General features: G+C 51.8%; 22 protein-coding genes. 8 read left to right on the forward strand and 14 right to left on the reverse strand.

All coding sequences use genetic code 11. The annotated features are described in order from the left end of the window. Positions 1 to 23 precede the first annotated feature (23 nt). From LVJ88_RS00600 to dmpE, 3 genes are all read left to right on the forward strand, one after another. The gene (locus tag LVJ88_RS00600) at positions 24 to 950 is read left to right on the forward strand and encodes a catechol 2,3-dioxygenase (protein WP_085418589.1); all 927 of its coding nucleotides are present in this window, start codon (positions 24 to 26) and stop codon (positions 948 to 950) included. Positions 951 to 1,185: 235 nt separating this feature from the next. Beyond that, positions 1,186 to 2,646: a 2-hydroxymuconic semialdehyde dehydrogenase gene (locus LVJ88_RS00605; protein WP_085418590.1), complete on the forward strand. Its 1,461-nt coding sequence runs from the start codon at positions 1,186 to 1,188 to the stop codon at positions 2,644 to 2,646. A 207-nt stretch (positions 2,647 to 2,853) separates the two neighbouring features. Beyond that, positions 2,854 to 3,639, forward strand: coding sequence for a 2-oxopent-4-enoate hydratase (gene dmpE / locus LVJ88_RS00610; RefSeq protein ID WP_085418591.1), 786 nt, complete (start codon positions 2,854 to 2,856; stop codon positions 3,637 to 3,639). Positions 3,640 to 3,795: 156 nt separating this feature from the next. Here dmpE and drt2 read toward each other — a convergent pair whose 3' ends face one another. The 7 genes from drt2 to LVJ88_RS00645 form a co-directional block, all read right to left on the reverse strand. Further along, complete coding sequence (gene drt2 / locus LVJ88_RS00615; RefSeq protein WP_085418592.1) at positions 3,796 to 5,103, reverse strand: antiviral reverse transcriptase Drt2; 1,308 nt, start codon at positions 5,101 to 5,103, stop codon at positions 3,796 to 3,798. Positions 5,104 to 5,520: 417 nt separating this feature from the next. Next, on the reverse strand, positions 5,521 to 6,564 hold the full coding sequence (locus LVJ88_RS00620) for a Csu type fimbrial protein (protein WP_085418593.1): 1,044 nt from the start codon (positions 6,562 to 6,564) through the stop codon (positions 5,521 to 5,523). Next, on the reverse strand, positions 6,543 to 9,170 hold the full coding sequence (locus tag LVJ88_RS00625) for a fimbria/pilus outer membrane usher protein (protein WP_085418594.1): 2,628 nt from the start codon (positions 9,168 to 9,170) through the stop codon (positions 6,543 to 6,545). The genes LVJ88_RS00620 and LVJ88_RS00625 overlap by 22 nt, the downstream gene beginning before the upstream one ends. Continuing rightward, positions 9,157 to 9,882 (reverse strand): fimbrial biogenesis chaperone, encoded by a 726-nt coding sequence (locus tag LVJ88_RS00630; protein WP_096777403.1) that lies wholly within the window; start codon positions 9,880 to 9,882, stop codon positions 9,157 to 9,159. Before LVJ88_RS00630 ends, LVJ88_RS00625 begins: the two co-directional genes overlap by 14 nt. Positions 9,883 to 10,101: 219 nt before the next feature. Further along, entirely contained in the window at positions 10,102 to 10,686 is a 585-nt protein-coding gene (locus LVJ88_RS00635; protein WP_085418595.1) for a Csu type fimbrial protein, read from the reverse strand. 198 nt (positions 10,687 to 10,884) lie between these two features. Beyond that, positions 10,885 to 11,559, reverse strand: coding sequence for a histidine phosphatase family protein (locus LVJ88_RS00640; protein WP_085418596.1), 675 nt, complete (start codon positions 11,557 to 11,559; stop codon positions 10,885 to 10,887). Positions 11,560 to 11,673: 114 nt separating this feature from the next. Next, positions 11,674 to 12,177, reverse strand: a complete 504-nt coding sequence (locus LVJ88_RS00645) for a c-type cytochrome (protein WP_085356799.1) — start codon at positions 12,175 to 12,177, stop codon at positions 11,674 to 11,676. A 366-nt stretch (positions 12,178 to 12,543) separates the two neighbouring features. Between LVJ88_RS00645 and LVJ88_RS00650 the strand changes: the two genes are divergently transcribed. From LVJ88_RS00650 to topA, 3 genes are all read left to right on the forward strand, one after another. Beyond that, on the forward strand, positions 12,544 to 13,797 hold the full coding sequence (locus LVJ88_RS00650) for an NRAMP family divalent metal transporter (protein WP_085418611.1): 1,254 nt from the start codon (positions 12,544 to 12,546) through the stop codon (positions 13,795 to 13,797). A 192-nt stretch (positions 13,798 to 13,989) separates the two neighbouring features. Next, a complete protein-coding gene (locus tag LVJ88_RS00655) occupies positions 13,990 to 14,442 on the forward strand; it encodes a surface-adhesin E family protein (RefSeq protein WP_054600034.1) in 453 nt (150 codons plus the stop codon). A 420-nt stretch (positions 14,443 to 14,862) separates the two neighbouring features. Then, positions 14,863 to 17,190 carry a type I DNA topoisomerase gene (gene topA, locus LVJ88_RS00660; protein ID WP_085418597.1) on the forward strand — a complete coding sequence of 776 codons (2,328 nt, stop codon included), beginning with the start codon at positions 14,863 to 14,865 and terminating at the stop codon, positions 17,188 to 17,190. A gap of 313 nt (positions 17,191 to 17,503) precedes the next feature. Here the strand turns inward: topA and LVJ88_RS00665 are convergent, their stop codons facing one another. The 4 genes from LVJ88_RS00665 to LVJ88_RS00680 form a co-directional block, all read right to left on the reverse strand. Continuing rightward, positions 17,504 to 17,950 (reverse strand): hypothetical protein, encoded by a 447-nt coding sequence (locus LVJ88_RS00665; RefSeq protein ID WP_143773673.1) that lies wholly within the window; start codon positions 17,948 to 17,950, stop codon positions 17,504 to 17,506. A gap of 60 nt (positions 17,951 to 18,010) precedes the next feature. Next, entirely contained in the window at positions 18,011 to 18,700 is a 690-nt protein-coding gene (locus tag LVJ88_RS00670; RefSeq protein WP_054600038.1) for a hypothetical protein, read from the reverse strand. 420 nt (positions 18,701 to 19,120) lie between these two features. Continuing rightward, positions 19,121 to 19,501 carry an MAPEG family protein gene (locus LVJ88_RS00675; RefSeq protein ID WP_085418599.1) on the reverse strand — a complete coding sequence of 127 codons (381 nt, stop codon included), beginning with the start codon at positions 19,499 to 19,501 and terminating at the stop codon, positions 19,121 to 19,123. A gap of 76 nt (positions 19,502 to 19,577) precedes the next feature. Next, complete coding sequence (locus LVJ88_RS00680) at positions 19,578 to 20,015, reverse strand: c-type cytochrome (protein WP_233127604.1); 438 nt, start codon at positions 20,013 to 20,015, stop codon at positions 19,578 to 19,580. Between the two features lie 245 nt (positions 20,016 to 20,260). Here LVJ88_RS00680 and LVJ88_RS00685 point away from each other — a divergent pair, with 245 nt between their 5' ends. Both LVJ88_RS00685 and LVJ88_RS00690 read left to right on the forward strand, forming a co-directional pair. Continuing rightward, entirely contained in the window at positions 20,261 to 21,514 is a 1,254-nt protein-coding gene (locus LVJ88_RS00685) for a BaiN/RdsA family NAD(P)/FAD-dependent oxidoreductase (RefSeq protein ID WP_085418601.1), read from the forward strand. A 594-nt stretch (positions 21,515 to 22,108) separates the two neighbouring features. Continuing rightward, positions 22,109 to 23,008 (forward strand): DMT family transporter, encoded by a 900-nt coding sequence (locus tag LVJ88_RS00690; protein WP_231990511.1) that lies wholly within the window; start codon positions 22,109 to 22,111, stop codon positions 23,006 to 23,008. Between the two features lie 167 nt (positions 23,009 to 23,175). Here LVJ88_RS00690 and LVJ88_RS00695 read toward each other — a convergent pair whose 3' ends face one another. The 3 genes from LVJ88_RS00695 to rng all read right to left on the reverse strand — a co-directional run bounded on the left by LVJ88_RS00695 (position 23,176) and on the right by rng (position 26,499). Beyond that, the gene (locus LVJ88_RS00695; RefSeq protein ID WP_085418602.1) at positions 23,176 to 24,345 is read right to left on the reverse strand and encodes an LD-carboxypeptidase; all 1,170 of its coding nucleotides are present in this window, start codon (positions 24,343 to 24,345) and stop codon (positions 23,176 to 23,178) included. A gap of 165 nt (positions 24,346 to 24,510) precedes the next feature. Then, complete coding sequence (locus LVJ88_RS00700; RefSeq protein ID WP_085418603.1) at positions 24,511 to 24,927, reverse strand: HIT family protein; 417 nt, start codon at positions 24,925 to 24,927, stop codon at positions 24,511 to 24,513. A gap of 75 nt (positions 24,928 to 25,002) precedes the next feature. Continuing rightward, positions 25,003 to 26,499, reverse strand: coding sequence for a ribonuclease G (gene rng, locus LVJ88_RS00705; protein ID WP_085418604.1), 1,497 nt, complete (start codon positions 26,497 to 26,499; stop codon positions 25,003 to 25,005). Positions 26,500 to 26,624 lie beyond the last annotated feature (125 nt).

The following is a 26,624-nucleotide window of genomic DNA, read 5'->3' on the forward strand; positions in this document are numbered from 1 at the left end:
GGATACAAATAAGGAGAAAGAAGATGAGAAAAGGTGTGATGCGCCCCGGCCATGTGCAAATCCGGGTATTGGATATGGATGAAGCCGTGAAACATTACGGCGACTTGTTGGGCTTGATTCCCGTCGGCACCGACGGGCAGGGTCGCCGCTATTTTAAAGGCTGGACGGAAATAGACAGTTTTTCGGTGGTGCTGCGCGAGGCAGACGAAGCCGGTATGGATTTCATGGCGTTTAAAGTGGTTGACGAAGCCACCTTAGACCAACTGCGCCAAGAGCTGGTTGATTTCGGCGGTTTGGACGTGCACGACATCCCCGCCGGCGAACTGAAAGGCTGCGGCCGCCGCGTGCGTTTTACCGCGCCCACAGGGCATGTGTTCGAGCTGTTTGCCACCAAAGACCAACCGGGCAAATACGGTGTGAGCAACCACAACCCCGAAGCGTGGCCGCGCGATTTGAAAGGCATGAAGGCCACCCGTTTCGACCACTGCCTGCTTTACGGCGACGATCTCGACCGCACGTTTGATCTGTTCACACAAGTGTTGGGTTTCGGTTTGGCCGAGCAGGTGGTTACGCCCGAGGGCGCGCGGGCCGCACAGTTTTTAACCTGCTCGATGAAAGCGCACGACGTGGCTTTTATCCGCCACCCCGAAAAAGGCAAATTCCACCATGCTTCGTTTTACTTGGAAACATGGAACGACGTGCTGTTGGCAGGCGATTTAATCTCCATGACCGATACCTCCATCGACATCGGCCCGACCCGCCACGGCTTAACCCACGGGCAGACGATTTATTTCTTCGACCCCTCCGGCAACCGCAACGAAGTGTTTGCGGGCGGCGATTACTATTATCCCGACCACCCGCCCGTTACTTGGGATGTGGATAAGCTGGGTAAAGCCATTTTCTACCACGACCGCGTGCTCAACGAGCGTTTCTTAACCGTATTGACTTAAGCGGCATGTTCAGACGGCCTGCTCGAAACAAGAGGCCCTCTGAACATGAATAACCGCCATACCCGGGCTTGACCCGAATATCCCCGAACCGACTGAAAGCCAAGATACTCGGGTCAAGCCCGAGTATGACGGCGGTTATTGATGAAGTATTGAGCGGTCTAACCGTTCTTTTCAGACAGGCATCAAGGCCGTCTGAAAAGCGTGCACGAACCCTATCGAAAACAGAGGCAGAAACATGAAAGAATTCAAACACTTTATCAACGGTAAATACGTCGGCTCCGCCGGCGGCAAAACCTTTGAAAACCGCAACCCCGTAGACAACAGCGTGATCGGCATCGTACACGAAGGCGGCAGAGAAGAAGTCGATGCCGCCGTTGCCGCCGCCCGCGCCGCACTCAAAGGCCCGTGGAGCAAACTCACGCAGGCCGAGCGCATCGAATTGCTCAATAAAGTGGCCGACCGCATCAACGAACGCTTCGACGAATTTCTCGAAGCCGAATGTCTCGATACCGGCAAGCCGCGCAAAATGGCCGCCCATATCGACATCCCGCGAGGCGCGGCCAACTTCAAAGCCTTCTCCGAAACCTTGGCCAATCACCCCACCGAAGGCTTCCGTCTCGACACGCCCGACGGCAAAGGCGCGTTAAACGTCGGCCACCGCACCCCCAAAGGCGTGGTTGCCGTGGTTGCCCCGTGGAACCTGCCCCTGCTGTTGATGACATGGAAAGTCGGCCCCGCCTTGGCCTGCGGCAACACTGTGGTCGTGAAGCCGTCTGAAGAAACCCCCGCCACCACCACCCTGCTGGGCGAGGTAATGAACGAATGCGGCGTACCGCCCGGCGTGTTCAACGTCGTGCACGGCTTCGGCCCCAATTCCGCCGGCGCATTCCTTACCGAACACAAAGACATCGACGCCATCACCTTTACCGGCGAAACCCGCACCGGCGAAATCATCATGAAAGCCGCTGCCGTCGGCCTGCGCAACATCTCGATGGAATGCGGCGGCAAAAACCCCGCCATCGTGTTTGCCGACTGCGATTTGGAAAAAGCCGTCGAAGGCACCATGCGTTCCGCTTTCGTCAACTGCGGTCAAGTGTGTCTCGGCACCGAGCGCGTATATGTAGAACGCCCGCTCTTCGATGCCTTTTTAAAACGCATGAAAGAAGAAGTGGCCAAACTCAAGCCCGGCCGCCCCGACGACCCCGAAGCCAATTTCGGCCCCCTAATCAGTTTGGAACACCGCGATAAAGTGCTGTCGTACTACAAACTGGCCGAAAAAGAAGGCGCAACCGTAGAAATCGGCGGCGGCATACCCGACATGGGCGAAGCCCTGCAAGACGGCGCATGGATAGAACCGACCATTTGGACAGGGTTGCCGGACGAGGCCCGCGTGATCCGCGAAGAAATCTTCGGCCCCTGCTGCCACATCCGCCCCTTCGACAGCGAAGAAGAAGTGATTGCACTGGCCAACGACACCCGCTACGGCCTTGCCGCCGCCATCTGGACGGAAAACAGCAGCCGCGCCGTGCGCGTGGCCGAGCAGATGGAAGCCGGTTTGGTGTGGGTGAACAGCTGGTTCCTGCGCGACCTGCGCACCGCATTCGGCGGCGCCAAACAATCCGGCATCGGCCGCGAAGGCGGCGTACACGGCCTCGAGTTTTACACCGAGCTGAAAAACATCTGTATCAAACTCTAAGCAGGCCGTCTGAAAGCAGACTGTGCGGTTCTAAAAACCGTAGGGCGGGCATCTCTGCCCGCCGTCCAGCAGCCCAAGCGCAACGGCAATCAGACAAAGCAACCAACAATGCCAGTCTGAAAAACGTAGGGCGGGCATCCCCGCCACCCGACAACCCATAACAAAAGGCCGTCTGAACATTCAGACGGCCTCAAGCGGAGAAACCACATGACCCAAGACGACATTAAACGCTTCGGCACCATGCTCTACCAAGCCATGACCAACCGCCAAGCCATCCGCCCGCTTACCGAACAAGCACCCGACATCACCATCGAAGACGCCTACCACATCTCCCAAGCCTTCTTGCAACACCGCTTGGATGCAGGCGAAAAAGTGATCGGCAAAAAAATCGGCCTCACCTCGTACGCCGTACAATCCATGCTCAAAGTCGACCAGCCCGATTTCGGCTTTCTCACCGACAAAATGGTATTCAGCCAAGGGCAAGACATGCCCATCAGCCAAATGCTGATGCAGCCGCGCGCCGAAGGCGAGATCGCCTTCGTGCTGAAAAAAGACCTCAACGGCCCCGGCGTAACCGCCGCCGACGTCATCGCCGCCACCGAATGCGTGATGCCGTGTTTTGAAATCGTCGATTCCCGCATCGAAAACTGGCAAATCAAAATCCAAGACACCGTCGCCGACAACGCCTCCTGCGGCCTGCTGATTCTGGGCGACACCGCCGTCAGCCCGCGCCAAGTCGATTTGCGCACCTGCGGCATGGTCGTCGAGAAAAACGGCAAAATCATCAGCACCGGCGCAGGTGCCGCCGCCCTCGGCAGCCCCGTCAACTGCGTCGCCTGGCTCGCCAACACCCTGGGCAGCTTCGGCATCCCGCTCAAAGCCGGCGAAATCATCCTCTCCGGCGCACTCGTGCCGCTGGAAAACGTGAGCGCAGGCGATTTCATGTCGGTATCCATCGGCGGCATCGGCAACGCTTCGGTGCTGTTTAGCTGAAATCTTTTAAATCAGTTGGATAGACAAGGTAAGCGAATGTCTTAATCCTGTGAATCTATATGGCCGTCTGAAAATTTATTTTCAGACGGCCTCTTTGAATTATCAGTGCAAGTTTATTTTATAAAGATATTATGAATTAGCTTGTTAGCTATGAATTTAATCAGTTTCAATTCTATATTGCAGTCTTTTCCATAAAGGTTTTAATTGTTTTCTAATTTGTGGAGATTCCATAATCTCGGCAGCTCTTCGTCCGTAAGAGATAAAATTTCTTCTGCCGAAGTGGGAATAGGTTGAATATAATTTTTTCTTGAATAATCGTTTTCCAGAAAGAGCATTTTTAGACCGAATAATATTATATTTCCTTTGAGTTTGTTTAGCTAAACTAACTCCGCGCTTCATTTTTTTTGAATATTTTGTAAATGCAGCAGGGCGAATGGTAATAGATTCGTCTTTTAGAATAAATCCTAAATACTGGAGTTTTTTATCATTAAGAACTTTCCGTTTTTTATCATCATACTTAAAAGTAATAATTTCTGTCTTTGTTGGATGAATTTTTAGCTTTAGCTTCATAATTTCTTGATTAACTAAATGCTGAATTTCATCTACTCTTGGTGTTGGAACTATACATAAAATATCATCACAATATCTTAAGTATAATCCACCTAATTCGCTAATTTTATTGTGACAAAAAGCATCAAAATCAATCATGTAAATATTGGATAATAATGCACTAATCGGAGAGCCTTGAGGTATTCCTTTATTTTTATTCGGAATAAATAAATTTTGATCTGGTAAAGCTAAAGAAAGCTTATGTTTTTTTCTAAATGATCTGAATTCTTCTGGGGTACAAATTCTTTTTCTATTATTACTTCTTGGCGTGTGAGAAGATATTTTGAATTCCTTGAATAAAATATCTTTTGATATTGTTGTGTATTGGGTAATAGCTTTAAATACGGCAAAGTGATCAACGGGTAAAGTATGCGTTCCTAATAATTTGCACCACTGTTGCTTCAAAATTTTATGATCTAGGTTGCCAAAGAAATCAGATATATCTAATGCAATTACAGAGCAATTTTTTGCTTGTTTTATATTATTAAATGCCTGTTGTGCGAAATTAATATTATTTTGACCTAATTTTCTAAAGGCCAATACTGAATTATTAATACTGCTATAGCTATTATTTAAAAGATGCTCATACTTGTCATTTAAAATATAAGCATAGTAGCTAAAAATATGACTATCTTTATGAGATGCATAAGAGATTACGCGTTTTTTAGGCTCTCGAGTCAATTTTCCTTGGGTATTCTTTTTTAATTTTGGAACTGATAACGTACATGAAATAAATGGATAAAAGCTGTGTTTTGCGACGCGTTCAGGGCATGAAACAAGTTCATTTGCTTTTTGTAAGCTAATAGGAGTATCAAAATGTAGATACCCTCGCATTTTAAACCAAGGTAAATCCATATATCTTCATGATGAATTAAATAGAAAAGCAAAACTAAGGGCTTAGGATTGCGGTAGTCCCTAACTACTTAAGTAGTTAACAGCCCTCAGTATAGCCAAGCACTCTCAGTTAAGGAGCACCATTTTGCATACTATTGCATGACAACAATTTTACGCAGACCGCTAATATGCTAAAGATGAATTATAATCAAACAGATATAATTACCAAGGAGTTAAACATGACAATAATCTATGCCATGCGTTTCCTGTTGATAATACTGTCATGGTCTATGGCAACTTTCGAAGCCTATAATGACCTTGACAGTCTGCTGACAACCTCATTTCCTATGATGAAATGAGCATTCATATTGTATCATTGATGTATGTAATAATTTTGAAAAATTTTATATGGGTTGGTTAATGTAATATCCGTCTGTTTCAATAATAAACGTTAATGATCACCCTGTCCCGATACTCGCCCGGGCGGTAGTTGTTAACTGAGTCGATGGTGGCATACACATCGTGTTTTTGTGTCGTGCCGCTACCGGTTCCGGCTACGCCGTTGTTGGTGCTTTGGGCGGTTGCCGTGTTTCCCCAAACGGTGCCGTTTAATCCGGCGGTCGAACGCAGTTGGTAGGGTACGCCGTCGGGGTTTCCTGCCTGCACAGCCCGCATGACCCCTTGCCCGTTTTGATTGTTATTGGAAGGTTGCAGACCGATTTTGTAGGGTGTGCCTTGGGTACAGGTTACTTTAAAAGAAGATTGGCCTTGCAGGTTGGTGGCATTTGTTTGAACCGTGCCGAAGTTGATGTCTCTTGCCTCGCTGATGATGCAGTTTTTTATGACGTTTGCGGTTACAGTAAAGGCAAAACGCCGACCGCCGATGCCGCACGATGTGTTGCCGAAAGACAGCGAGGTAGAACCGCCTCCAAAACCGATGGAGTAAATTCCTTCCGTTACATTGGTGAAGGGCGGGATAAGTTTGGCATAGAAAGGCACGTCCACGGTGTGCGATGCAGCCCCGGCGGGAACGTTTATTGTTACATCAATGGGTCGGCCGTTTTGTCTCGGTGTAGACCAAATTCTCGTGTGTGCGGGGTCGTGGTAGAGATCATAAGTTACGAAAGGGGGTGTATCGTTGTTACTACAACGACTACTTTTGCATAAGCGCTTGGGGTTTAATGTTTGCTGGGAAGTCTGACCGCCGTCAACCGCCAAGCAAACGTTAAAACTCTGCGGACTTGATCGGCTGGCTGTTTTTGTGCAGGTAACAGACACTGCACCTTGTGCGGTGGCGGGGCTTGGAGCGAGCAAATTTACGTTGCCGAAATGGATACTTTGCGCCGTAGCTGTACAATCTGCCAATGCTTCCTGCACGGGCAGTATGGCCAGCAGGGCGGCGAGAAGTACGCCCGCAGGCAGCGGTAGGGCGGCTTGCTTGGCGGGTGTTGCGGGTAGGTTTACTGCTGTTTTTTTGTGCATATCATTTCACCTAAATCGGGCAGGCTGTCTTTGTGTTGTTCGGTTTGATAATCCACTTCAAAGCGGCATTCGCTGCCGTTTTCGGGCTGTTGCACCGTAAAGCGGTTGCGCCCTTCCGCCAACTGTTCGACAAATGCGCGGCCGTCGAAACCGACCACGGCAACGGGCGTGCCGTCTTTGTTGTAAATCACCGAGCCGTCTTTTACAAAGAGGCCGTCTGAATGTTTCAGGGTCAGCGCGGCGGCGCGCATGATGTTGATTTTGAAATCCACCGCCACACCGGAGCGTTCGGTCGGCACGGCCTGTACGCGCGAGTGTTCTACCTGCACGTTTTGCGGCAAATCGGTAATGTCGATATCGAGCGAGTTTTTCTGGTAAGCCGATAAGTTGGGCACCAGCAGCAGGCCTTTGCGGTTGGTTTTGCCGACGGTGTTGTTAAACAGCATCACGGGCACGCCGCCCATGCCGCCCGCGTTGACGACGGCAAAGCTGTCGTTCACGGTGCGGGTGGCGAACACGTCGCCCCTCATCAGCACGATGCCGCCGCGCACGCCGGTGTTCCAGTTGGTCATGCCTCTGGTGTGGTATACGCTGCCTCTGAAGTCGCCGTATTGGGTATCGTGGTTCAGATAGCCGTTCAGATGGCCTTGGCGTTTGGTGTGGCTGCTGCTTTGCTGCTGCCAGCCGATATTCCAAGAAGGGCTGCCCAATCCGGCGGAAGATTTGCTTAGAGAGACGCGGTGGCTTCGGTTGCCGCTGCCGTCGCGCTGGCTGCCGGCATTGGCGGAATAGCCTTTGTCCAAGCTGAGCGATATGCCGCCGTAGAGGCTGCGCTGTTCGCTGTTGTTGAAATGGTGTGCGGCATTCAGATACACGCCGAGGCGTTTGCCGATATTCACATTCCAGTTGAATGTGCCGATTTTGTCTGTTTGCTTTTCTGCGCTGCGTTTGTTGTGCAGATAAGAGAGTGCAAACGAGCCTAACTTGCGGCTGCTCCAGCCGAGCGAGGCGGAGGCGGTGCGGATGTGGCCGGGTTCGGGTTGAAATGCTTTTTCATCGAGAATCCGGCTTAATTCGGAAAAACGGTTGCTGTAAAGGCTCCAGCCCGCGCCAAACGACCATGCGCCTTTTTGCGTGCTGAAAAATATGCTGCTTTGCGCGCCTTTGTGTTGTTTGAAACGGCTTTGCGCATGGCTGAAGTTGAGTTGCCCCAGCGAGCCGATAACGCTGTTGGCCGCCGCGCCGAACTGGCGGTATCCGCCGCCGCCCTGCGCATGAAGCTGGCCGGTTAGGAAGTGGCTGATGCCGTAGCGTATTGCGCCGCTTCCGACTAATGTTTTGTGGTAGTCGAAATCGCTGATGCCGTAGCCGCGCCGCAAATAGCCTGCTTCCAACGACCATTCGTTCAAGCCTTTGGCCAGCATGCCGGTGCCGCGGTATAAAGGCAGATCAACGGTTACTTGGCGGCCCAATACGTCGGTTGCCACCACTTGTGCCGTGCCGCTGCCGCTGATGGAAGGCGGCAGGGTGATTTCGTAGCGTCCGGCGGCGACATCTTGGCTGTATTGTTTTACGCCGTTCAAATATAAATCGACGGTGCCGGGCAAAGTGGTTTCGCCCAAATAAGAACGTAAAGGCGCGGTGTTCCGCCACGGTTGGGTGCGGTAGGTGCGTTCGAGTTTGATGCCGCCCAAGCGCGAGCTGCTGCCGCTCAACTGGCCGGCAAAAATGTCGCCGGCTGTCAGCACCAAGCCTTGTTCCGGCCAAGTGCTGCGCCAATAGGTGTCCAAACGCACGTTTTTGTTGGTGCTGCGCTCGTTTTCTTGATGGCGGTTCCACAGATGGTTGTGGCTCAGATAGCCGGCAGGAGTGGTCAGGCGCGCTTCGGCCAGCAGGCCGTGGCCGGTGCTGCCGTTGCCGTTGCGTGTGATGTTGTAATCATAGTTCAACACGCCCGCGAAACCGGGGCGGGCAATCCGGTAGGCTTGTTCGGTTTCTTTGCCGATATGGGTTACAGGCAGGTTGAGCCAATCCAAAGGGGCGGTAAGTGCCAAAGTTTGGGCGGCGGCATCGTATTGAACGTGCAGTTCGGGAATGGTTTCCAGCTCAATCCAGCCGGATGAAGCGGTGTCGGCGGCAGTTGGATTGCCTGCTCGGTGTGCTTGGTTGTGTGTTGGGGATTGCCCGTCAAGCTCGGTCGGGTTTTCAGACAGGCCTTTTTCAGACGGCCTTTCCGAAGCGGCAAGTTCGGTTTCGGATTCTGTTGTGATCGGGTTTGTATCGGTTGCAGGAGCGGCAGAGCTTTCGGTGCCAATCTGCCCTTCGGCCTGCTTGGCCTGCCGTATATGCGAATCGGGCGTATGGATGCCGAGAGAAGCGAGCGTATCCGCTTTGACGAATAAACGCCCGTGGTGCGACATAAATTTGAACAGACCTTCCGCCGTGCTGCCGTTTACAGACACCTGCGGATAAACCGGCAGCCATTCTTGGGCATACGCGGCGGTTTCCGGAGCAAAAGTTTCGGCGGATGCCTGAAACGTGTATAAAAACAAGAAAATGCCGGAAACAATCTGTTTTAAAGGAAATGCAGTATTAACGTACTGCACCTTGAACCTCCGGCTTTATCTGCCGACCGTTTACCGTGGCCGACAATCCGCCGTTTTTCAAAGAAGCAGGCTCGGTATCCACTACGCTTTTCCAAGTGTTGCCCGGCAGCACATATCCTGCCAAGCCGCCGGCCAAGCTTTTGTCTTTGCTGCCGTTTTTCACAGAAATATTGCTCAACTGGGCATAAGCCTTGCCGATATTTTTAACGGTGAGCACGCTTTTGCCGCCCGCTGCCCGCTCGACGCGCCATTGCAGTTGCGGCTCGGGTGAATCGGTTTGGTTTAAAAACAGCGGAATCGAATAGCGCAGCACGAATTGCAGGCTGGATTGGGGTTTGTCTTCAGGGGAGGGCAATTCGTCTACCACCAAGCGGAACGCCTCTTCGTGCGGTGCGGCGGGCTTGGTGCGGATCACGCGGAATTGCTGTGCCTTTCCGGCAGCCAGTTTCACCATCGGCGGGCTGGCCACAACATCGCCGCTGGGTGTGAGCACGTCTTTGCCTTCACCGTCTTGGCTCCAGCGGTACACACGCACCTGCGCGGTCAGCGGCTTGGCACCGGTATTGGTTAACGTGAAAACGCCTGCCCGCTGTTTGGCGGGCAGGGACAAACCGGTAGGGCTGACTTGCAGGCCGGCGGCAAAGGCACCGGATACGGTGCTCAGTGCCAAACCGGTAAGTATGCAAGCTGGGGAAGGTTTCAGGTTAGCCATATCTGTATCCGCTTTCATGATGAAGGTTGGAATGAAGGGAAATAACGCAGCTATTTCAAAAAATATTCAAATAAAATATTTATTTGGGCTTAAAAACAATATACGCCATATCCGAGCTTGACGCAGATATCGGCAGGCATCGTTAAATGCCTTGAAACTACTGCCAAGCTCGAGTATGACGAAATGTAGTATTGATGGACTTATTTATGACTCTAATGGTTAGTAGCTTACTGTTACTCTCACACGGTCAAAATAACGACCCGCAGTTTTATTCAGCTCTGTACCAGCCACTCTACCGTAAACAGGGTAGAACTGTTCTGTACCCGTACCTCGTAAATCTTTGAAAGCATGTTCTCCGGTTCCCCAAACTTTTCCGCGACCAGCATCTTGATAGAGTGTATATGCAATTTTATCGTTGGCAGTTGCCGCAGCTGAACCGCTTACACCATGCATTTCGCCTGTTCCATCGTTACCATTTTTATTGGTTGTTGTCAGAGCAATTTCATAAGGAGTGCCTTTAGTACAGGTAACACCAATACCCCCATTTGTGCCAGCCTGGCTCAGGCGTTCAACATTGTTTGTACTGTTAGAAGCATGATCTTCAAAATCAATGTCCGCACCTCTTGCATTGGATGATAATTCTGTAGGTGCTGTAGTTGCGAGAGTTGATACTGTACAAGCAGGTGTTATGCGAATGCTGACATAAAACTCTCCTTCTACTGTTGTAGTTGCCATAGCCAACCCAGAAGCCGACATCGCAGCCATAGCCGAAGTGAGTACAAAAAGTTTTTTAACCGCGTTCATGTGTTTAATCCTTTTTATTAAAGTTATTTATTGTGCGTTAAGTTGCAAAATAACCAGTAGTCTAATTTTCAGACCGTTGGTATTTGTAAAACCAGATTATCATTCTTAACAAAAATAAACACAAGTTATTTTCCAACTATTATTCAGAATCTTGCGGATATTGTCTTTTTTGTGCCAATCGCATGACATGCTGGAATGTTATGCCGATAGAAAAGTGGTTTCTCCCACGCTTTCGATTCGCCATTTGCCTTGCTCGAACCGCAGCCGGGATACGGAAGCGTTGTCTACGCTGCGGTAGGGGATGCTGTTGAAATCAATGTTTTTCAAAATAGCCGTGATGGCCATGCCGTGCGCGACAACCAATATGCGTTGGGCGCCGTTGCTCTGCCGCACCACTTCTGCCATGCCGTTTTTCAGACGGCCTGTAAACTGCTGTTCGTTTTCGGCCAAACCCAGTTCGTCTAATGCGGAAACTGTTTCCGCCAGCAAATGATGGTCGGCGTTTTGGTATGTCTGTTTCCATGTTGTTACGTCGGGTAAGCCCAGCGATGCGGCGATGGTTTGGTGCAGGGTGTGGTTGAATTCGCCTTCAAAGCCGCCGAAGCAGTATTCGCGCAAATCGGGCAGTTGTGTCAGCGGTAAATCGGATTGCCCCTGATGCGTCAAAATGATACGGGCGGTTTCGGCGGCGCGCGGTGCGGTGCTGGAAAAGGCGGCATCGAAGCGGATGCTGCGTTCGGCCAATCCGCAGCCCAAGCGGGCGGCGATGTCGCGGCCTTCCTGCGTGAGCGGCGAGTCGCTCCAGCCTTGCAGGCGGCCTACGGTGTTGAAGACGGTTTTGCCGTGGCGGACGAGGTAGATTTGTAGGGACATGTTGTTCTTTCTGTGGTGGTTTCCGGCAGGCATTATAAAAGCATCAGGCCGTCTGAAAAGAGGTTTTCAGACGGCCTGTATGGCCTGAGCCTAAATCGTTAGGCGGGTTGGGGTTTATTCTTTGCGGAATGAATCGTGGCAGGATTTGCAGCTTTGGCCGACTTCGCCGAACGGTTTTTTCACATCGTCGAGTTTGCCGGAAGCGGCGGCTACTTTCAGAGCGGCTGTTGCGGCGGTGAATTTGTCGATTTCTTTTTTAAATTCGTCGGGCTTGCTCCAGATTTCGGGCTTGGCTTCAGATTCTTCTTTGGCACTTTCGGGGGTGTAGTGTTCCCATGGTTTGCCTGCATCGGCATCCAAATTGTCGGCAGCCTGTTGGAAGGCGGCGGCATCGAAAGGTGCTTCGCCTTTAACCATTTTGGCCATCGTGCCCATTTGTTTTTTGTAGTTTTCCATCAGTTGCTCGCGCTGCTCAATTGATGCTTTCGCGCCTGTTGCGGCCGCTGCGGATGCGGTGTCGGCAGCCGCAGGTGCTTGGGCGTTGTTGTTTTGGCCGCCGCAGGCAGCCAGCAGGGTGAGGGCGGCAAGCGTGCCGAGTGTATATAAAGATTTGTTCATGGTAGGTTCCTTTGTTGTTACGGGGTAACATTGTTGTTGTAAGGGCGGCGGGACAGCCCGTGCCGTACGGGTTAGAACCCGCAGGCCGTCTGAAAGTTTTTCAGACGGCCTGAAACCGTGTTGCGGCGGCTTTACTTAATATATGCGGCACCGTGCAGGGTTTCTGCCGCGTATTATACCGTTTTCGCGACAGGCCGTTATCGGCGGTTTGCGGGCAATCGGTGCCGGCTGTGTTGCTGCATGTTGGAGGGCAGGCGTAAACCGTGGTTTTTAGATAAACAATCAGGATGAATTTCTCTATAATGGCCGCTTCTCTGTGTTGCGGCGGTGCCGTTACGCAGTTAATTATGAATGGGAAAATTGAACATGAATGAGCAAACGGTAAACGGTTCGCGCTGGCGCAGCCGTTTTAAAGCGATGGGGCCGGGGATTATGATGGCATCGGCGGCGGTGGGCGGTTCGCATATTATTGCGTCCACTCAGGCCGGTGCGCTTTACGGCTGGCAGTTGGCGTTGATTATTGTGCTGGCCAATCTGTTTAAATATCCGTTTTTCCGCTTCGGCCCGCAATACACGCTGGAAACGGGCAAGAGCCTGCTTGAAGGCTATGCGGAAAAAGGCAGAATTTATTTGTGGGTGTTTTTTGTGCTCAACTTGTTTGCCACCGTTATCAATACGGCGGCGGTGAGCATGTTGTGTGCGGCGATTTTGAATTTTGTGTTGCCGGGAGAATGGTCGGTAAACGGGCTTTCGATTGCGGTGCTGGCATCGGCGGTGTTGCTGCTGTTGGTGGGGCCTTACCGTACGGTTGACGGTATGTCGAAAATCATTATGGTCAGCCTTACCGTTACTACCGTTGCCGCCGTTATTGTGGCGGCGTTAAACGGTTCGCAGATGCAGGCCGATTTTATCGAACCCAACCCGTGGAATTTGGGCGCGCTGGCGTTTATTGTGGCGTTGATGGGCTGGATGCCTGCGCCGATCGAGATTTCGGCGATTAATTCGATGTGGGTGGCGGCCAAGCGCAATCTGGAAAAAGTCAGCTATCAAGACGGCTTGTTCGATTTTAACGTAGGCTATATCGGCACGGCATTGCTGGCGCTGGTGTTTTTGGCTTTGGGTGCGCTGGTGCAGTACGGTTCGGGCACGGAAGTGAAAATGGCCGGCGGCGCGTATATCAGCCAACTGATTAATATGTATGCTTCCACCATCGGCGAATGGTCGCGCTGGTTGGTTACTTTTATTGCTTTTGCGTGTATGTACGGCACAACGATTACGGTGATCGACGGCTATTCGCGCACCAATATGGAATCGCTGCGCCTGATTGTGGGCGGCGAGCGCAACACCAACCGTATTTTGGCGGCATGGATTACGTTTGCGGCGGTTGCCGGCCTGTGCGTGATTCTGTTTTTCAAAGGTGCGGTGCTGGTGATGCTGAAGTTTGCCATGATCGCTTCGTTTGTGAGCACGCCGGTTTTTGCTTGGCTGAACCTTTCTTTAGTGCGCAAAGGCAGCCATAAGCTGCAACCGTGGCTGATGTGGCTGGCTTGGGCGGGCTTGATTTATTTGAGCAGCTTTACGGTATTGTTCCTGCTGCATCAGGGCAAGCTGATCGGCTAATGTGTGCTTGGATAAAACGCACCCCGCCAACGGATTCAAACCGTGGCGGGGTGTTTTTTAATTCCAGATATGGCCGAACTTAATGCAGACGGTTTACGCTATTTTATTTATTTTTGTGTTCAATCACATAAAACCGCTTAATATATCGGCGTTTTGATTATGGTCTGCCCGCAGGCCGTCTGAAAGGAATGTATGAATACCTACCGCCTTTTTCCGCGCTTTGCTGCGGCTTCCCTTGTTTTGTTGATGGCTGCGTGTACCACCGTCAACAGCCCCACAGGCCCTTCGGTAAGCGGTAATTGGAGCAGTATCGGCACGGTTGCCAACGGCAATATCAAAGTGGCTGTCGACAAAAACAGCATCCGCAAAAACGGCAATTTAGTAACCTTCCGCGACAGAAAAGTGGTGGTTAAACCCGGCTCGCACAATTACGGCAACACCCCCAAATACAAAACCGCCATCGGCACTTGGGAAATCCACTGCACCAACAAAACCTACCGCCTTACCGCCCTCCAACTGCTTGACGAAAAAGGCACGGTAGTGGCCAATGAAACCTACACGGCCGCCGGTTTGCGCCCCATGAGCGTGCAAGGCGGCACCATCACCGAAAAACAGTTTGAAACCGCTTGCGGCAAGAAACTTTAAAACCCATATAAAGTTTCGGAATCACATACATCAAGGCCGTCTGAAAATTCAGACGGCCTTGATGGCGTTCAGACGGCCTCCTCAAAACCGCCATGCCGCCGCTCGCTTTTCTCTTTTTACAACACCGTTTATCGGGCGGGTGCGAATTGGCGCACAAACAGTAGGATTTGCGGTATATTGTGCGCCTTTTACATAAACACACATACGCTCATCGCTTTTTGATGCCGTCTGAAACCGAAAATAGTTTTGACAAGGTTTCAGACGGCATCATATAAATATAATAATAAGCAGTTAGCCGATACAGATTGATACTATATATACCGAGCTTCCCGTTCAGACGGCATCGCACAACAAATGCGCGCAGGCCGTCTGAAATCACAACGGCAACGGTATGGCACGAATAACCCAAGGGAGCCGACGATGGCAAAGAATTTATTGATTGTGGAGTCGCCCTCCAAAGCCAAAACGCTGAAAAAATATCTCGGAAGCGATTTTGAAATCCTCGCTTCCTACGGTCATGTGCGCGATTTGGTGCCTAAAACCGGCGCGGTCGACCCCGACAATAACTTTGCCATGAAATACCAAATGGTCAGCCGCAACGCCAAGCACGTCGATGCCATCGTTGCCGCCGCCAAAGAAGCTGAAAACCTTTATCTGGCAACCGACCCGGATAGGGAAGGCGAAGCCATCTCTTGGCACTTGCAGGAAATCCTCAAATCCAAACGCGGCTTGAAAAACATCAAACCGCAGCGCGTCGTGTTTCACGAAATCACCAAAAACGCCGTGCTCGATGCCATCGCCCACCCGCGCGAACTCGAAGAAAATTTGGTCGATGCCCAGCAGGCGCGCCGCGCGTTGGATTATCTGGTCGGCTTCAACCTTTCCCCCTTATTGTGGAAAAAAATCCGCCGCGGCTTGAGCGCAGGCCGCGTACAAAGCCCCGCCTTGCGCCTGATTTGCGAACGCGAAAACGAAATCCGCGCATTCGAAGCGCAGGAATACTGGTCGGTACATCTCGACAGCCACAAAGGCCGCAGCAAATTTACCGCCAAACTCGTGCAATGGAACGGCGAAAAGCTGGAACAATTCTCCCTGCCTGACGAAGCCGCGCAACAGGCCGTCTTAAAAGGGTTGGAAGGGCAAGAAGCCCAAGTGGCCGCCATCGAAAAGAAAAAACGCAGCCGCAACCCCGCCGCACCGTTTACCACTTCCACCATGCAGCAAGATGCCGTGCGCAAACTCGGCATGACCACCGACCGCACCATGCGCACTGCCCAGCAACTGTATGAAGGTATCGACGTAGGGCAGGGTGCCATCGGTTTGATTACCTATATGCGCACCGACAGCGTAACCCTGTCGGACGAAGCCTTAACCGAAATCCGCCACTACATTGAAAACAAAATCGGCACGGAATACCTGCCTTCCGCCGCCAAACACTATAAAACCAAATCGAAAAACGCACAGGAAGCGCACGAAGCCATCCGCCCGACTTCCGTGTACCGCACCCCCGAAAGCGTGAAGCCCTTCCTGACTGCCGACCAATTCAAACTCTACCAAATGATCTGGCAGCGCACCGTAGCCTGCCAAATGAACCCCGCCAAGTTCGACCAAACCACCGTCGATATTGCCGTGGGCAACGGCGTATTCCGCGTAACCGGCCAAGTGCAAACCTTCGCAGGCTTTTTGAGCGTGTATGAAGAAGGCGTGGACGACAACGACGAAGACGAAGACAACAAAAAACTACCCGAAATGAAAGAAGGCGAAAAACTGCCCGTCGACAACATCTACGGCGAGCAGCACTTCACCACCCCGCCGCCGCGCTTCAACGAAGCAACGCTGGTGAAAGCACTCGAAGAATTCGGCATCGGCCGCCCCTCTACCTACGCCAGCATCATTTCCACCCTGAAAGAGCGCGAATACGTAACGCTGGAGCAAAAACGCTTCATGCCCACCGACACCGGCGACATCGTCAACAAATTTTTGACCGAACATTTCGCCCAATACGTCGATTACCACTTCACCGCCAAACTCGAAGACCAGCTCGACGAAATCGCCACCGGCAAACGCGAGTGGATTCCCGTGATGGACAAATTCTGGAAAGGATTCCACAAACAGGTTGAAGAAAAAGAAGGCATCGAACGCGCCAAATTCACCACCGAAGAGCTTGACGAAATCTGCCCGAAATGCGGCAACCACAAGCTGCAAATCAAATTCGGCAGAATGGGCCGCTTCGTCGCCTGCGCCGGCTATCCCGAATGCAGCTACACCCGCAACGTCAACGAAACCGCCGAACAAGCCGCCGAGCGCATCGCCAAAGAAGCCGCCGAACAAGCCGAACTCGAAGGCCGCGAATGCCCCAAATGCGGCGGCGGACTGGTTTACAAATACAGCCGCACCGGCAGCAAATTCATCGGCTGCGCCAACTATCCGAAGTGCAAGCACATCGAACCTTTGGAAAAACCCAAAGACACCGGCGTAGAATGCCCGCAATGTAAAAAAGGCCATTTGGTAGAACGCAAATCACGCTACGGCAAACTGTTTTACAGCTGCAGCACCTACCCCGACTGCAACTACGCCACTTGGAACCCGCCGATCGCCGAAACCTGCCCGAAATGCCAATGGCCGGTGCTGACCATCAAAACCACCAAACGCTGGGGCGTAGAAAAAGTCTGCCCGCAAAAAGAATGCGGCTGGAAAGAACAAATAGAACCGCCTGCCCCGAAAGGCAGTAAAGAAGCGGAAGGGTAAAATAGAGGCTGAGACCTTTGCAAAACCCTCAAAGTCTACTTTTTACGCAAAAACAGCCGGAACATGATGAAGAATGTTCCGGCTGTTTGTTGGCGTGGGGTTTTGCAAAGGTCTCAGGCCGTCTGAACATTCAGACGGCCTTTTCATCCTAAGTGTGTATAGTCAATCAACTTCATTTTTACTACTGTGTTGCTGTGCCTTAGCTCAAAGAGAAAGATTGTGTCAAGCCGCTAAAGCGGTACCAGAATCGATTCCGTACTACTGTACCGTCTTCAGCTTGTTGCCGTGTATTAAAAATAAGTTGATTGATTATTTAATCAGGCTTTGAAACTGGCGGTGTTTGCACATCGGTTTCAGCACAACGGACACATAGAGTTTTGACGCGCGGAAGCACTGTTTTGCCTTGAATCTTGATGAAGATACCGTCAACTTGCTCCGTGCTGCCGCATTTTTCACACACATGCAATGATTTTTGTTGAACCTGTTCTATCATTCGTTCGAGTGTTTCATCGGTGAAATTGGTATGGAAACTCAGGCCGCCGAATTTTTGTTTGATTTGCAGAATAATAATCTGTTCCGATTCAGGCTTGTGTTGATTGTAGGAATCGATATAGTCAATCAGCGGACGGATCAAAGGCAGCCAGCCGCTTTCGCATTGAATGCCGAAAGTTTCAAATGAAGAAGGCAGATGATGGTATGACACAGATCGGATATGGTCGCTCATCTTGTAACTCCTCGCTGTTAGGGCAAATAAAGCCATTGATACAAGAATGATGCCGTCTGAAAACTTTCAGACGGCATCATCACTTTAAAGCCGCTTTTAGAACCCGCGAGCTGCTTTATAATCAGCCAAAATCTTATTCATTTCCGGACGGAACAATTCAATGTATCCGTATGACAAGCCTCGGCTTGCACTCGGATGGGGCAGGCAAACGACTTGGCAGTGTTCAAAACCTTGAAAGCCTACTCGGAATCTAGTTCCTTCAAACGGTTTTTGCTCATAGTGAAGAGGCTCGATTTCCTCCCCCATGATTTGCTTGAATTTAGGCAAGACTTCGGGTCGGTTTAGATAATTTAATAATTTGCTGCCCATAAAGAAAATAACCTTCGGACGCAAAGTTTTAAGATGGTGCATAAAGTTATTTACTTGTTCGGGAGAAAGAAATTTTTCATAATCGTTTACGGCTCGGTCTTGAGTGTTAGCCCAGTTAGTCTGTAACAGCGACTTTTCAAATGCCCCGCCTAAACCTTGTTCGTTTAAAGGATGGCCCCACAAATCGAACCATGTTTTAATCGCATTGTCGTAGCGCCAAGTTTTGGCACGTTCTCCGTAATACAACGCTTTATTAGCAAAAGTATGCTCCACTTTTTCCTCGGGCAGTGTGTATTCTCCCTGTTCATAAGCGGCTTCATCGGCTTTGCTCCAGCCCCATTCATAACCGCAAATCATCAGACCGTTTTGATCGTTGAAGCCGGGAAAAATCGAATTGGCGAGATTTAATTCATCCATGTTTTTATTTCTCTCTAAAGTATTTTTAATATAACGATGCCATCAGGCATGGATATCTATAGTATGAAATGTCATTGATGTTTTTACTTATCCGAACTCATTTATAAAATTAAGTAATGAGGATTGCCTGAATGGCATTTAAATAAGAAGTGAAATTTTAAAACATTAAACAAAAGTTTACAATCAATCTGGGTAAATTTGGTAGATGCAGATAGGATATTCGTATTCGATAAAATGGTAGGGGTGGCAGAAATGTTTAATCATTGTAATTGTGCGGATAAGTCGGATTCGAGAATCCGATCTAAGGAGGCTGGAAAGAACAAATAGAACCGCCTGCCCCGAAAGGGAGTAAAGAAGCGGAAGGGTAGAACAGAGGCCGTCTGAACATTCAGACGGCCTTTCTCAATTGCAAAACCCTGCTTAAGCTTTAAATACTGCCCCGACCAAACCGGCTAGAATCAAGATAAATGTGGGTATGACCGTCAGCAGAAAGCCCACTGCTCGGGTTTGCGGGTCGGCGGTGTAGGCTCGGCGGTAGAGAAAGCGGCCGATCAAATACACGGCTCCGATGGCGGCGATGGGTGTTTCGTTCCAATAATAAGATGCGATAAACAGGGCGGGTAGGAAAACGACGAGCTGTTCGAGGGTGTTGGCTTGGATGCGGAAGGCGCGCTCGAAGTGTTCGTTTCCGGAAACGGCGGGGGCGTTAACGCCGTATTTTGCTCTGGCGCGGCCGACGGCAAAGCCGAAATACAGGTATTGTATTAAGGCGAGCAGGGCTACGGTGTGGATTAGGTTCATGCTGTTTCCTTTCTGTATGTTTCGGTAAAACTCGCGAAGTTGGTTTTCAGACGGCCTGCGGGCTTATTGTTTGGGCTTATTCTTTAAATGTCTGGTGGCAGGCTTTGCAGCTTTGGGCCATTTTGTCGAACGATGCTTTAACGGCTTGGTAGTTGCCGCCGGCAGCGGCTTGGTTCAGTGCGGCGGCGGCTTGGTTGAAGCGTTTGATAGCGGCTTGGAATTGCTGCGGTTTTTCCCACACGGCGGCTTTGGCTTCGGAATTTGCTCCGTTGGTGCCGGGGCCGTAATATTCCCACGGTTCGTTTGCGGTACTGTTTAATTCGGCGGCGAGCGCGGCAAACTGTTGGGCGGGAAAGGTTTGGGCGTTGCTGTTTTTGAGTATGCCGCTCATCTTTTTGTTTAGGCCGCGCCAGTCTTTCATGTATTGTTGGCGTGCTTTGATGTCGCCTGCGTCGGCGTAAACCGGGGCGGCGGCAAGGCACAGGCAGAGGGCTGCCCAGATGTGGTTGCGCACGGTGTGTTCCTTTGGCTGTGTTTTGAAATTTTGTGTAGTGTATAGGTTGATAGGTTTCGGGCTTTGTCGGGCAAGCATACGCCAACTTGCGGGGAGCGTCCAGCAGCGGCGGTTGGTGTGGTAGGCCGTCTGAAAAGCAGTTTTTTGCCCCCGTTTTTTTCAGACGGCCTCGGTTACGGCGGATGGTGCGGTGATACTGTGCGGACGATTGGCTATAATGGTGCGTTTGGATAAGCGGGAAAACGATGAAGACTGTTGCTTATTTTGATTGTGTGGTGATCGGTGCGGGTGCGGCGGGCATGATGTGTGCCGCCCGTATGGGGCAGCGCGGCTTTGGCGTGGCTTTGATTGACCATGCCCTGAAAATCGGCGAGAAAATCCGCATTTCCGGCGGAGGGCGCTGTAATTTTACCAACCGTAATCTGAACGGGCACGACGGCTCGCAATATTATGTTTCGCAGCAGCCGCGTTTTGTCCGCCACGCTTTATCGCGCTTTACCGCTCAGGATTTTATTGCGCTGCTCGACCGCTACGGCATTGCGTATCACGAAAAGCATAAGGGGCAGATGTTTTGCGACCGCAGCGCGCAGGATATTATCTCGATGTTGCAGGCGGAATGTGCAAACGGCGGCGTGAGTTGGCATACCGGCTGCCGTATCGAAGCCGTGGATTGTGTTCAGACGGCCTCTGATAACAAAGGCGCGCGTTTTGAAGTGCGCACGTCGCAAGGCGTATTCCGATGCCGCAACCTGATTGTTGCCACCGGCGGTTTGGCCGTGCCTGCGGTGGGGGCAACGCCGTTCGGATACGAATTGGCCAAACAGTTCGGCCACAGTATCGTGCAGCCCGAAGCCGCTTTGGTGCCGTTGCGTTTCGAACATTGGGCGCAGCAGGGTTTTGATGCGTTGTCGGGCATTGCCCTGCCGGTACGCATCAGCACGGGAAGTGGCAGGCAGGCTGTGGATTTCGATGAAGATTTACTGTTCCGCCACAAAGGTTTGAGCGGGCCGGCGGTGTTGCAGATTTCGAGTTATTGGCAGCCGGGGCAGGTTATCAGGGTAAATCTGGTGCCGGATACGGATGTGGCGCAGGCTTTGTGCGACGGCAAACACGGTCAGAAAATCCAGCTGAATACGGCATTGAAGCAGCTTTGCCCCGCCTTGCCCGAGCGTTTGTTGGATTTTTGGCTTGCCCGCGACACATTCGCACCCTATGCCGCGCAAAAATGGGCCGACATTCCCAATGCCTTGCTGCAAGAGTTGGGCAGAAGTTTGAACGAATGGACGTTGTTGCCCAGCGGTTCAGACGGCCATAAAAAGGCGGAAGCAACGCGGGGCGGGGTAAACGTGAAGGAAATCGACCCGAAAACCATGCAAAGCAAGCTGTGTGAGGGTGTGTATTTTATCGGCGAGGTGATGGACATTACCGGCTGGCTCGGCGGCTATAATTTCCAATGGGCTTGGGCATCGGCGGTGTGTGCGGCGCAGGCGGTGGATTGAGTGAAGTTGAAACAGGTGAATTTATCGATACGTTTTTATTGAATTGTTTTTAAGCAATTGATTTAAATGAAGTATTGAATATTTTCTGCAATCTGGCACGGATGGATTGTATATTCGCCCTTACGTTTCAGGATATTGGCAACAAGTTAAGTTTGGGTGTGGTTTATATAGTTAATCCACTTAAATGGAATAACCTAATTGTAGGGGCAGATGATATATCTGCCCGCAACGGCAAATCTTGCAAGGATTGCCCGAACATTCCGTAAATGCAAACACGGGCGGATATGTAATCCGCCCCTGCCGATTAAGGTTGCTTAAGTAAGTAGTTTGGATATAGTTGAATCCGCTGGCCTGATGTATTTCATACCGATAATCCTGCGGCATCTTTCATGCCGTCTGAAACATGAAATCCGACCCGCAACGCAGAGATCAAGTTAAATTTTTCTCTGTAATGTTGTAGGGGCGGAGCCGATTCTATTGCTGTTTCAGCGGCTTACGCAATCGTTCTCTTTCAACTAGGGCGCAGACGGAGGTTTGCACAGGTCTCTTGTAGTAAGATAACGCCCTTAATGCGTTTATCCTGATTGGTGTTTTGTGAATAAAAATCTCAACGTCCATTTGAAATTGTCGGGCATGGCCGCACTGTGGGGCGTATCGTGGGTATGGGGCAGGATTGTCGCCCAAAATCTGCCGCCCGTAAGTGCCAGCGCCATCCGCTTTATACTGGCGGGAACGGCTTTGGCGGCGGGGCTGCTTTGCATGGGCAAGTTTCCCAAGCTCAAAAATCTGTCGCGCAAACAATGGTTGGGGCTGACGGTTTCTGCTTTTTTCGGCGTGTATGCCTATGCGGTGTGTTTTTTAACCGGCCTGAAACATATGCCTGCCGGTGAAGCGGCGGTGATTATTTCTTTGAATCCCGTGCTGATTTTGCTGCTTTCGCGGCTGATTTTTAAAGAAAAAATTACCTTACGCATCGGCACGGGCATGGCGATGGCGTTTTTTGGTTCGTTAATCTGCATCACACGCGGCAATCCGCTGATGCTGTTCCAGCAGCAGCTGGGTTTGGGGCAGATGCTGATTTTGGGCTGCGTGTTGTGTTGGGCGTGCTATACCATCGTGGGGCGGTTTGTGCTTAAGGGCATTGATGCCTTAACGGTTACGCTGGCAACGGCGTGGATAGGCGGGATGATGCTCGCGGTTACGGCATTGTTGGCGGAGCGGCAGTCGTTTGATTGGGTGTGGCAGACTGCGGATACGGTGTGGTTGAGTTTGATTGCGCTGGCCATCGGCTCGACGGCTCTGGCTTATGTGTGGTTTTTTGAAGGCGTGAAGGCATTGGGTTCGGGCACGGCCGGGGCTTATATCACGCTGGTGCCGGTGTTCGGCGTGCTGTCGTCGGTGGCCTTTTTGGGCGAACCGCTGCATTTTTCGCTGGTATCCGGCGGGATTTTAGCAGTGTGCGGTATGTTGGTGATGTATTTGGGTAAGCGTTAGGTCAAACTGCTTAGTCGGCCAACTCAAAGATAATATACGTCATACTCGGGTCAAGCCCGAGTATGACGGTTTTGTAATTAAACTTAAGTGGGTTGACTATATCTTTAAAAAGCCAAGAGGCCGTCTGAAATTTTTCAGACGGCCTCTTGGCATTGAAATACCTGCGATTATTCCTGAATCGGGTCTTCAACCACGTTTACCGGTTCGTAAGTAATCTGCGGCAGCAAGGTATCGAGCATCAGGCCGGAGGCGTTGAGCGTCGGGTAGCCGCTGAAAGTTACCGAGTAGCCGCCGTTGGATTCGCCGCGGATTCGGGCGTGCGCACCCAGCGGGAAAGTGGCTTTGTTGGTAATGTGGCCGAACGGGAAGCCGGTTAACACGGGTACTTTGGTGATGCGGCTGACGTTGTTGACCACCGATGTGAAGTCGTAGCTGCTGTCGTACACGTCGCGGATGGTGCCCATGCGGAAATCGCCGAACACGATGGCCTGCTGTTTCGACAATACGCCTGCCAAATGCAAGGTTTGCAGCATGCGCTCGATACGGTAGGGTTGTTCGCCGACGTCTTCCAAAAAGAGGATGCCGCCTTGAATATCGGGCATATAGGGGCTGCCCGCCAGCGAAGCGAGTACGCTGAGGTTGCCGCCCCACAATGTGCCTTCGGCGTTGAACTGCCTGCGTTGGATGGCGTGCACACTGATGGTGTTTTGGGCGTTGGTCACACCGCGGATAAACGAATCCATCGTATAAACGCTCGGTTCGGGTTTGCCGAATTCGCTATATACCATCGGCCCGGCGAAACTGGGCATATTGCCTTTGGCCAGCAGGGCAAGTTGCACGGCGCACACGTCGCTGAACCCGAAAAACAACGTGCCGCGTTCGCGCATTTTGGCGCCCAAACGGGCAAAGTCGATGTGCGGCAGAATCCGCACGGCACCGTAACCGCCGCGTAAGCCCATCAATACTTTCGGTGCGGCGGCTTTGCCGAGTGCGACATCTTGGAAATCGGCGATGCGTTCGCCGTCGGTACCGGCGAAGCGTTGGTAGCGGCGAAAGCCCGCCTGCTGGTTGGTTACGGTGAATCCGGCGTTATACAGGCGGGTCAGGCCGGTTTCGGTGCGGCTTGCGTTTTCGGCAAAACCGGATGGGGCGACAACGCGCAATACGTTGTCGCCGCTGCGGGCGGGATAGGTACGTTTCGGTTGCACGGGTTTGGCCTGAGTGGATTGCGAGCTGGGTTGGGTGGAGCCGCCGGTGCCGCAGGCGGTGAGAATGCCTGCGCCGGCTGCGGCGGCGGATGCTTTGAAAAAACTGCGGCGGGAAGGCTGCCAAGTCATGAAAATTCCTTGTAATGGTCGGGCGTGGTGCCGATATGTGTTGGTGCGGATTGTAAAACGGTGCTGATTTCAACACAACCGCGCGGGTTTGGTATTGAGGCTGTCTGAAAGCGAGCTTTGTGAGCTTCGCCAAAACCCGCTAGCGGGTTTCGCTAAAAATAAGTTTTAAGCCATTGAAGCGTGCAGCAGTTGTTTAAGCTGCGCCGTCCAATCTTCCGGCAAATCCAGATTGCCAGCCCGTTGCGGTGCGGCCCAAATGGGCGCGGGAAAATGCGCGTCGTCGTTGAAACGGGCGATCACATGCCAATGCAGGTGCGGCACGACGTTGCCCAAGCTGGCGAGATTGATTTTGGCGGGCTGCAACACTTGGCGCATGGCGGCTTCAACGCGGTACACGGCTTCCATCAGCTCATGCCGTTCTTCGGGCTTGAGGTCGGTCATTTCGGCCACATGCGCGTTCCAAATCACGCGGCAAAAGGCGGGGGCGTGCGTTTCGTTGTGAACGGCAATCACGCGCAAGGTGTCGTTTTGCCATAACACCTCTTCGTTTTCGGGGTGGCACAGCGGGCAGGTAGTGTTCATGGTGTGGCTTTCTTGGGTATGTAAACCTGCAAATATGTGCGGCCGTCTGAAACGGTTTCAGACGGCCTTTATGTTTTACATCAACACGATATCGTATTGCTCTTGTGTGTAGGCGGTTTCAACGGCCAGCGAAATGGGCTTGCCGATAAAATCGATCAACATGGCGAGCGATTGCGATTCTTCGTCTAAGAATAAGTCAATCACATTGGGCGCAGCGAGAATGCGGAAGCTCTTGGCATCGTAGCGGCGGGCTTCGCGCACGATTTCGCGCTGGATTTCGTAGCACACGGTTTGCGGTGTTTTCAGACGGCCTCTGCCCTGACACGACGGGCATGGCTCGCACAATACATGGCTGAGGTTTTCGCGGGTGCGCTTGCGGGTCAGCTCGACCAAGCCGAGGCTGGTAAAGCCGTTGAGCGTTACGCGGGTGCGGTCGAAGCTCAAGGCTTTGGCCAGCTCTTGCAACACGGCTTCGCGATGGGCATCGTGCGCCATGTCGATAAAGTCGATGATGATGATGCCGCCGAGATTACGCAAACGCAGCTCGCGGGCGATGGTGTGGCAGGCTTCGAGATTGGTGCGGAAAATGGTTTCGTCGAAGTTGCGCGCGCCGACAAAGCCGCCGGTGTTCACGTCGATGGTGGTCATCGCTTCGGTGGCTTCGATAATCAGATAGCTGCCGAAATTGAGGTTGACGCGCGGTTGCAGGGCACGGTTGATTTCCTGCTCGATATTGTGGGTTTCAAACAGAGGCCGCTCGCCTTTAAACAGCGTGATTTTATCGGTTGCCCCTTGAACATAAAGTTCGGCAAATTCGCGCATACGCTGGTGGTTTTCGGTGGAATCAACCAAAATCTCGCGCGTGTTTTCGCTGAACATGTCGCGCAGCACACGCAGGCTCAAGGGCAAATCTTGATACAGCAGGGTTTCCGGTGGACGGGTTTTGGCCTGATGCTGAATGTTTTCCCACACTTTGGTCAGGTAGTCGATATCGGCCTGCAATTCGGCATCGGTGGCGTTTTCCGCGCTGGTGCGGATGATATAGCCCTGCCCCTCCCCGTTGTCGGGCAACAGGTTTTCCAAACGGCTGCGCAAAGTGTTGCGCTCGTCTTCATCTTCGATACGCTGCGAGATGCCGATGTGGTCTTCCTGCGGCAGATGCACGAGAAAACGCCCCGCCAGAGAAATCTGCGTGGAAAGGCGCGCGCCTTTGGTGTTGATGGGGTCTTTAATCACCTGCACCAGCACCGACTGCCCTTCAAACAGCATGTGCTCGATGCGCTGGGTTTCGTCGGGATTGCGGCGCTGTTCCAACACATCGACAATGTGCAGAAACGCGGCGCGCTCAAGGCCGATATCGATAAACGCGCTCTGCATGCCGGGCAGCACGCGGCGTACAACGCCGAGATAAATGTTACCGACCAAGCCGTGGCCGCTGTTGCGCTCGATATGCAGCTCGCAAATATTGTTTTCTTCAAGAATGGCCACGCGCGTTTCCTGCGGCGTGATGTTGACGAGCACGGTTTCGGGCGGGCGCACCGTGTCTTTGGGCAAGGGAATACCGTTTAACATAAGTCGCTCTTTAAATATAAAAATACTTTTGCAATCGGCCTTGCTCGTAAAGCCGGTTGCAAAAGTGTTTTCCTACGCCCCGAATGATACGCTAAACGCATGCTTTAATAAACCTTGCCTCCTAT

It is taken from the genome of Neisseria dumasiana (genome assembly GCF_022870885.1).
Classification (GTDB): domain Bacteria; phylum Pseudomonadota; class Gammaproteobacteria; order Burkholderiales; family Neisseriaceae; genus Neisseria; species Neisseria dumasiana.

Coding starts and splice junctions, on each gene's coding strand:
- LVJ88_RS00620 (WP_085418593.1), bottom strand. CDS start 6,564: ATGCACAAAAAAACAGCAGTAAACCTACCCGCAACACCCGCCAAGCAA.
- LVJ88_RS00650 (WP_085418611.1), top strand. CDS start 12,544: ATGAATGAGCAAACGGTAAACGGTTCGCGCTGGCGCAGCCGTTTTAAA.
- LVJ88_RS00675 (WP_085418599.1), bottom strand. CDS start 19,501: ATGAACCTAATCCACACCGTAGCCCTGCTCGCCTTAATACAATACCTG.
- LVJ88_RS00635 (WP_085418595.1), bottom strand. CDS start 10,686: ATGAACGCGGTTAAAAAACTTTTTGTACTCACTTCGGCTATGGCTGCG.
- LVJ88_RS00700 (WP_085418603.1), bottom strand. CDS start 24,927: ATGAACACTACCTGCCCGCTGTGCCACCCCGAAAACGAAGAGGTGTTA.
- LVJ88_RS00605 (WP_085418590.1), top strand. CDS start 1,186: ATGAAAGAATTCAAACACTTTATCAACGGTAAATACGTCGGCTCCGCC.
- LVJ88_RS00655 (WP_054600034.1), top strand. CDS start 13,990: ATGAATACCTACCGCCTTTTTCCGCGCTTTGCTGCGGCTTCCCTTGTT.
- rng (WP_085418604.1), bottom strand. CDS start 26,499: ATGTTAAACGGTATTCCCTTGCCCAAAGACACGGTGCGCCCGCCCGAA.
- LVJ88_RS00600 (WP_085418589.1), top strand. CDS start 24: ATGAGAAAAGGTGTGATGCGCCCCGGCCATGTGCAAATCCGGGTATTG.
- LVJ88_RS00665 (WP_143773673.1), bottom strand. CDS start 17,950: ATGGCTTTATTTGCCCTAACAGCGAGGAGTTACAAGATGAGCGACCAT.
- LVJ88_RS00640 (WP_085418596.1), bottom strand. CDS start 11,559: ATGTCCCTACAAATCTACCTCGTCCGCCACGGCAAAACCGTCTTCAAC.
- dmpE (WP_085418591.1), top strand. CDS start 2,854: ATGACCCAAGACGACATTAAACGCTTCGGCACCATGCTCTACCAAGCC.
- drt2 (WP_085418592.1), bottom strand. CDS start 5,103: ATGGATTTACCTTGGTTTAAAATGCGAGGGTATCTACATTTTGATACT.
- LVJ88_RS00670 (WP_054600038.1), bottom strand. CDS start 18,700: ATGGATGAATTAAATCTCGCCAATTCGATTTTTCCCGGCTTCAACGAT.
- LVJ88_RS00695 (WP_085418602.1), bottom strand. CDS start 24,345: ATGACTTGGCAGCCTTCCCGCCGCAGTTTTTTCAAAGCATCCGCCGCC.
- topA (WP_085418597.1), top strand. CDS start 14,863: ATGGCAAAGAATTTATTGATTGTGGAGTCGCCCTCCAAAGCCAAAACG.
- LVJ88_RS00630 (WP_096777403.1), bottom strand. CDS start 9,882: ATGGCTAACCTGAAACCTTCCCCAGCTTGCATACTTACCGGTTTGGCA.
- LVJ88_RS00685 (WP_085418601.1), top strand. CDS start 20,261: ATGAAGACTGTTGCTTATTTTGATTGTGTGGTGATCGGTGCGGGTGCG.
- LVJ88_RS00645 (WP_085356799.1), bottom strand. CDS start 12,177: ATGAACAAATCTTTATATACACTCGGCACGCTTGCCGCCCTCACCCTG.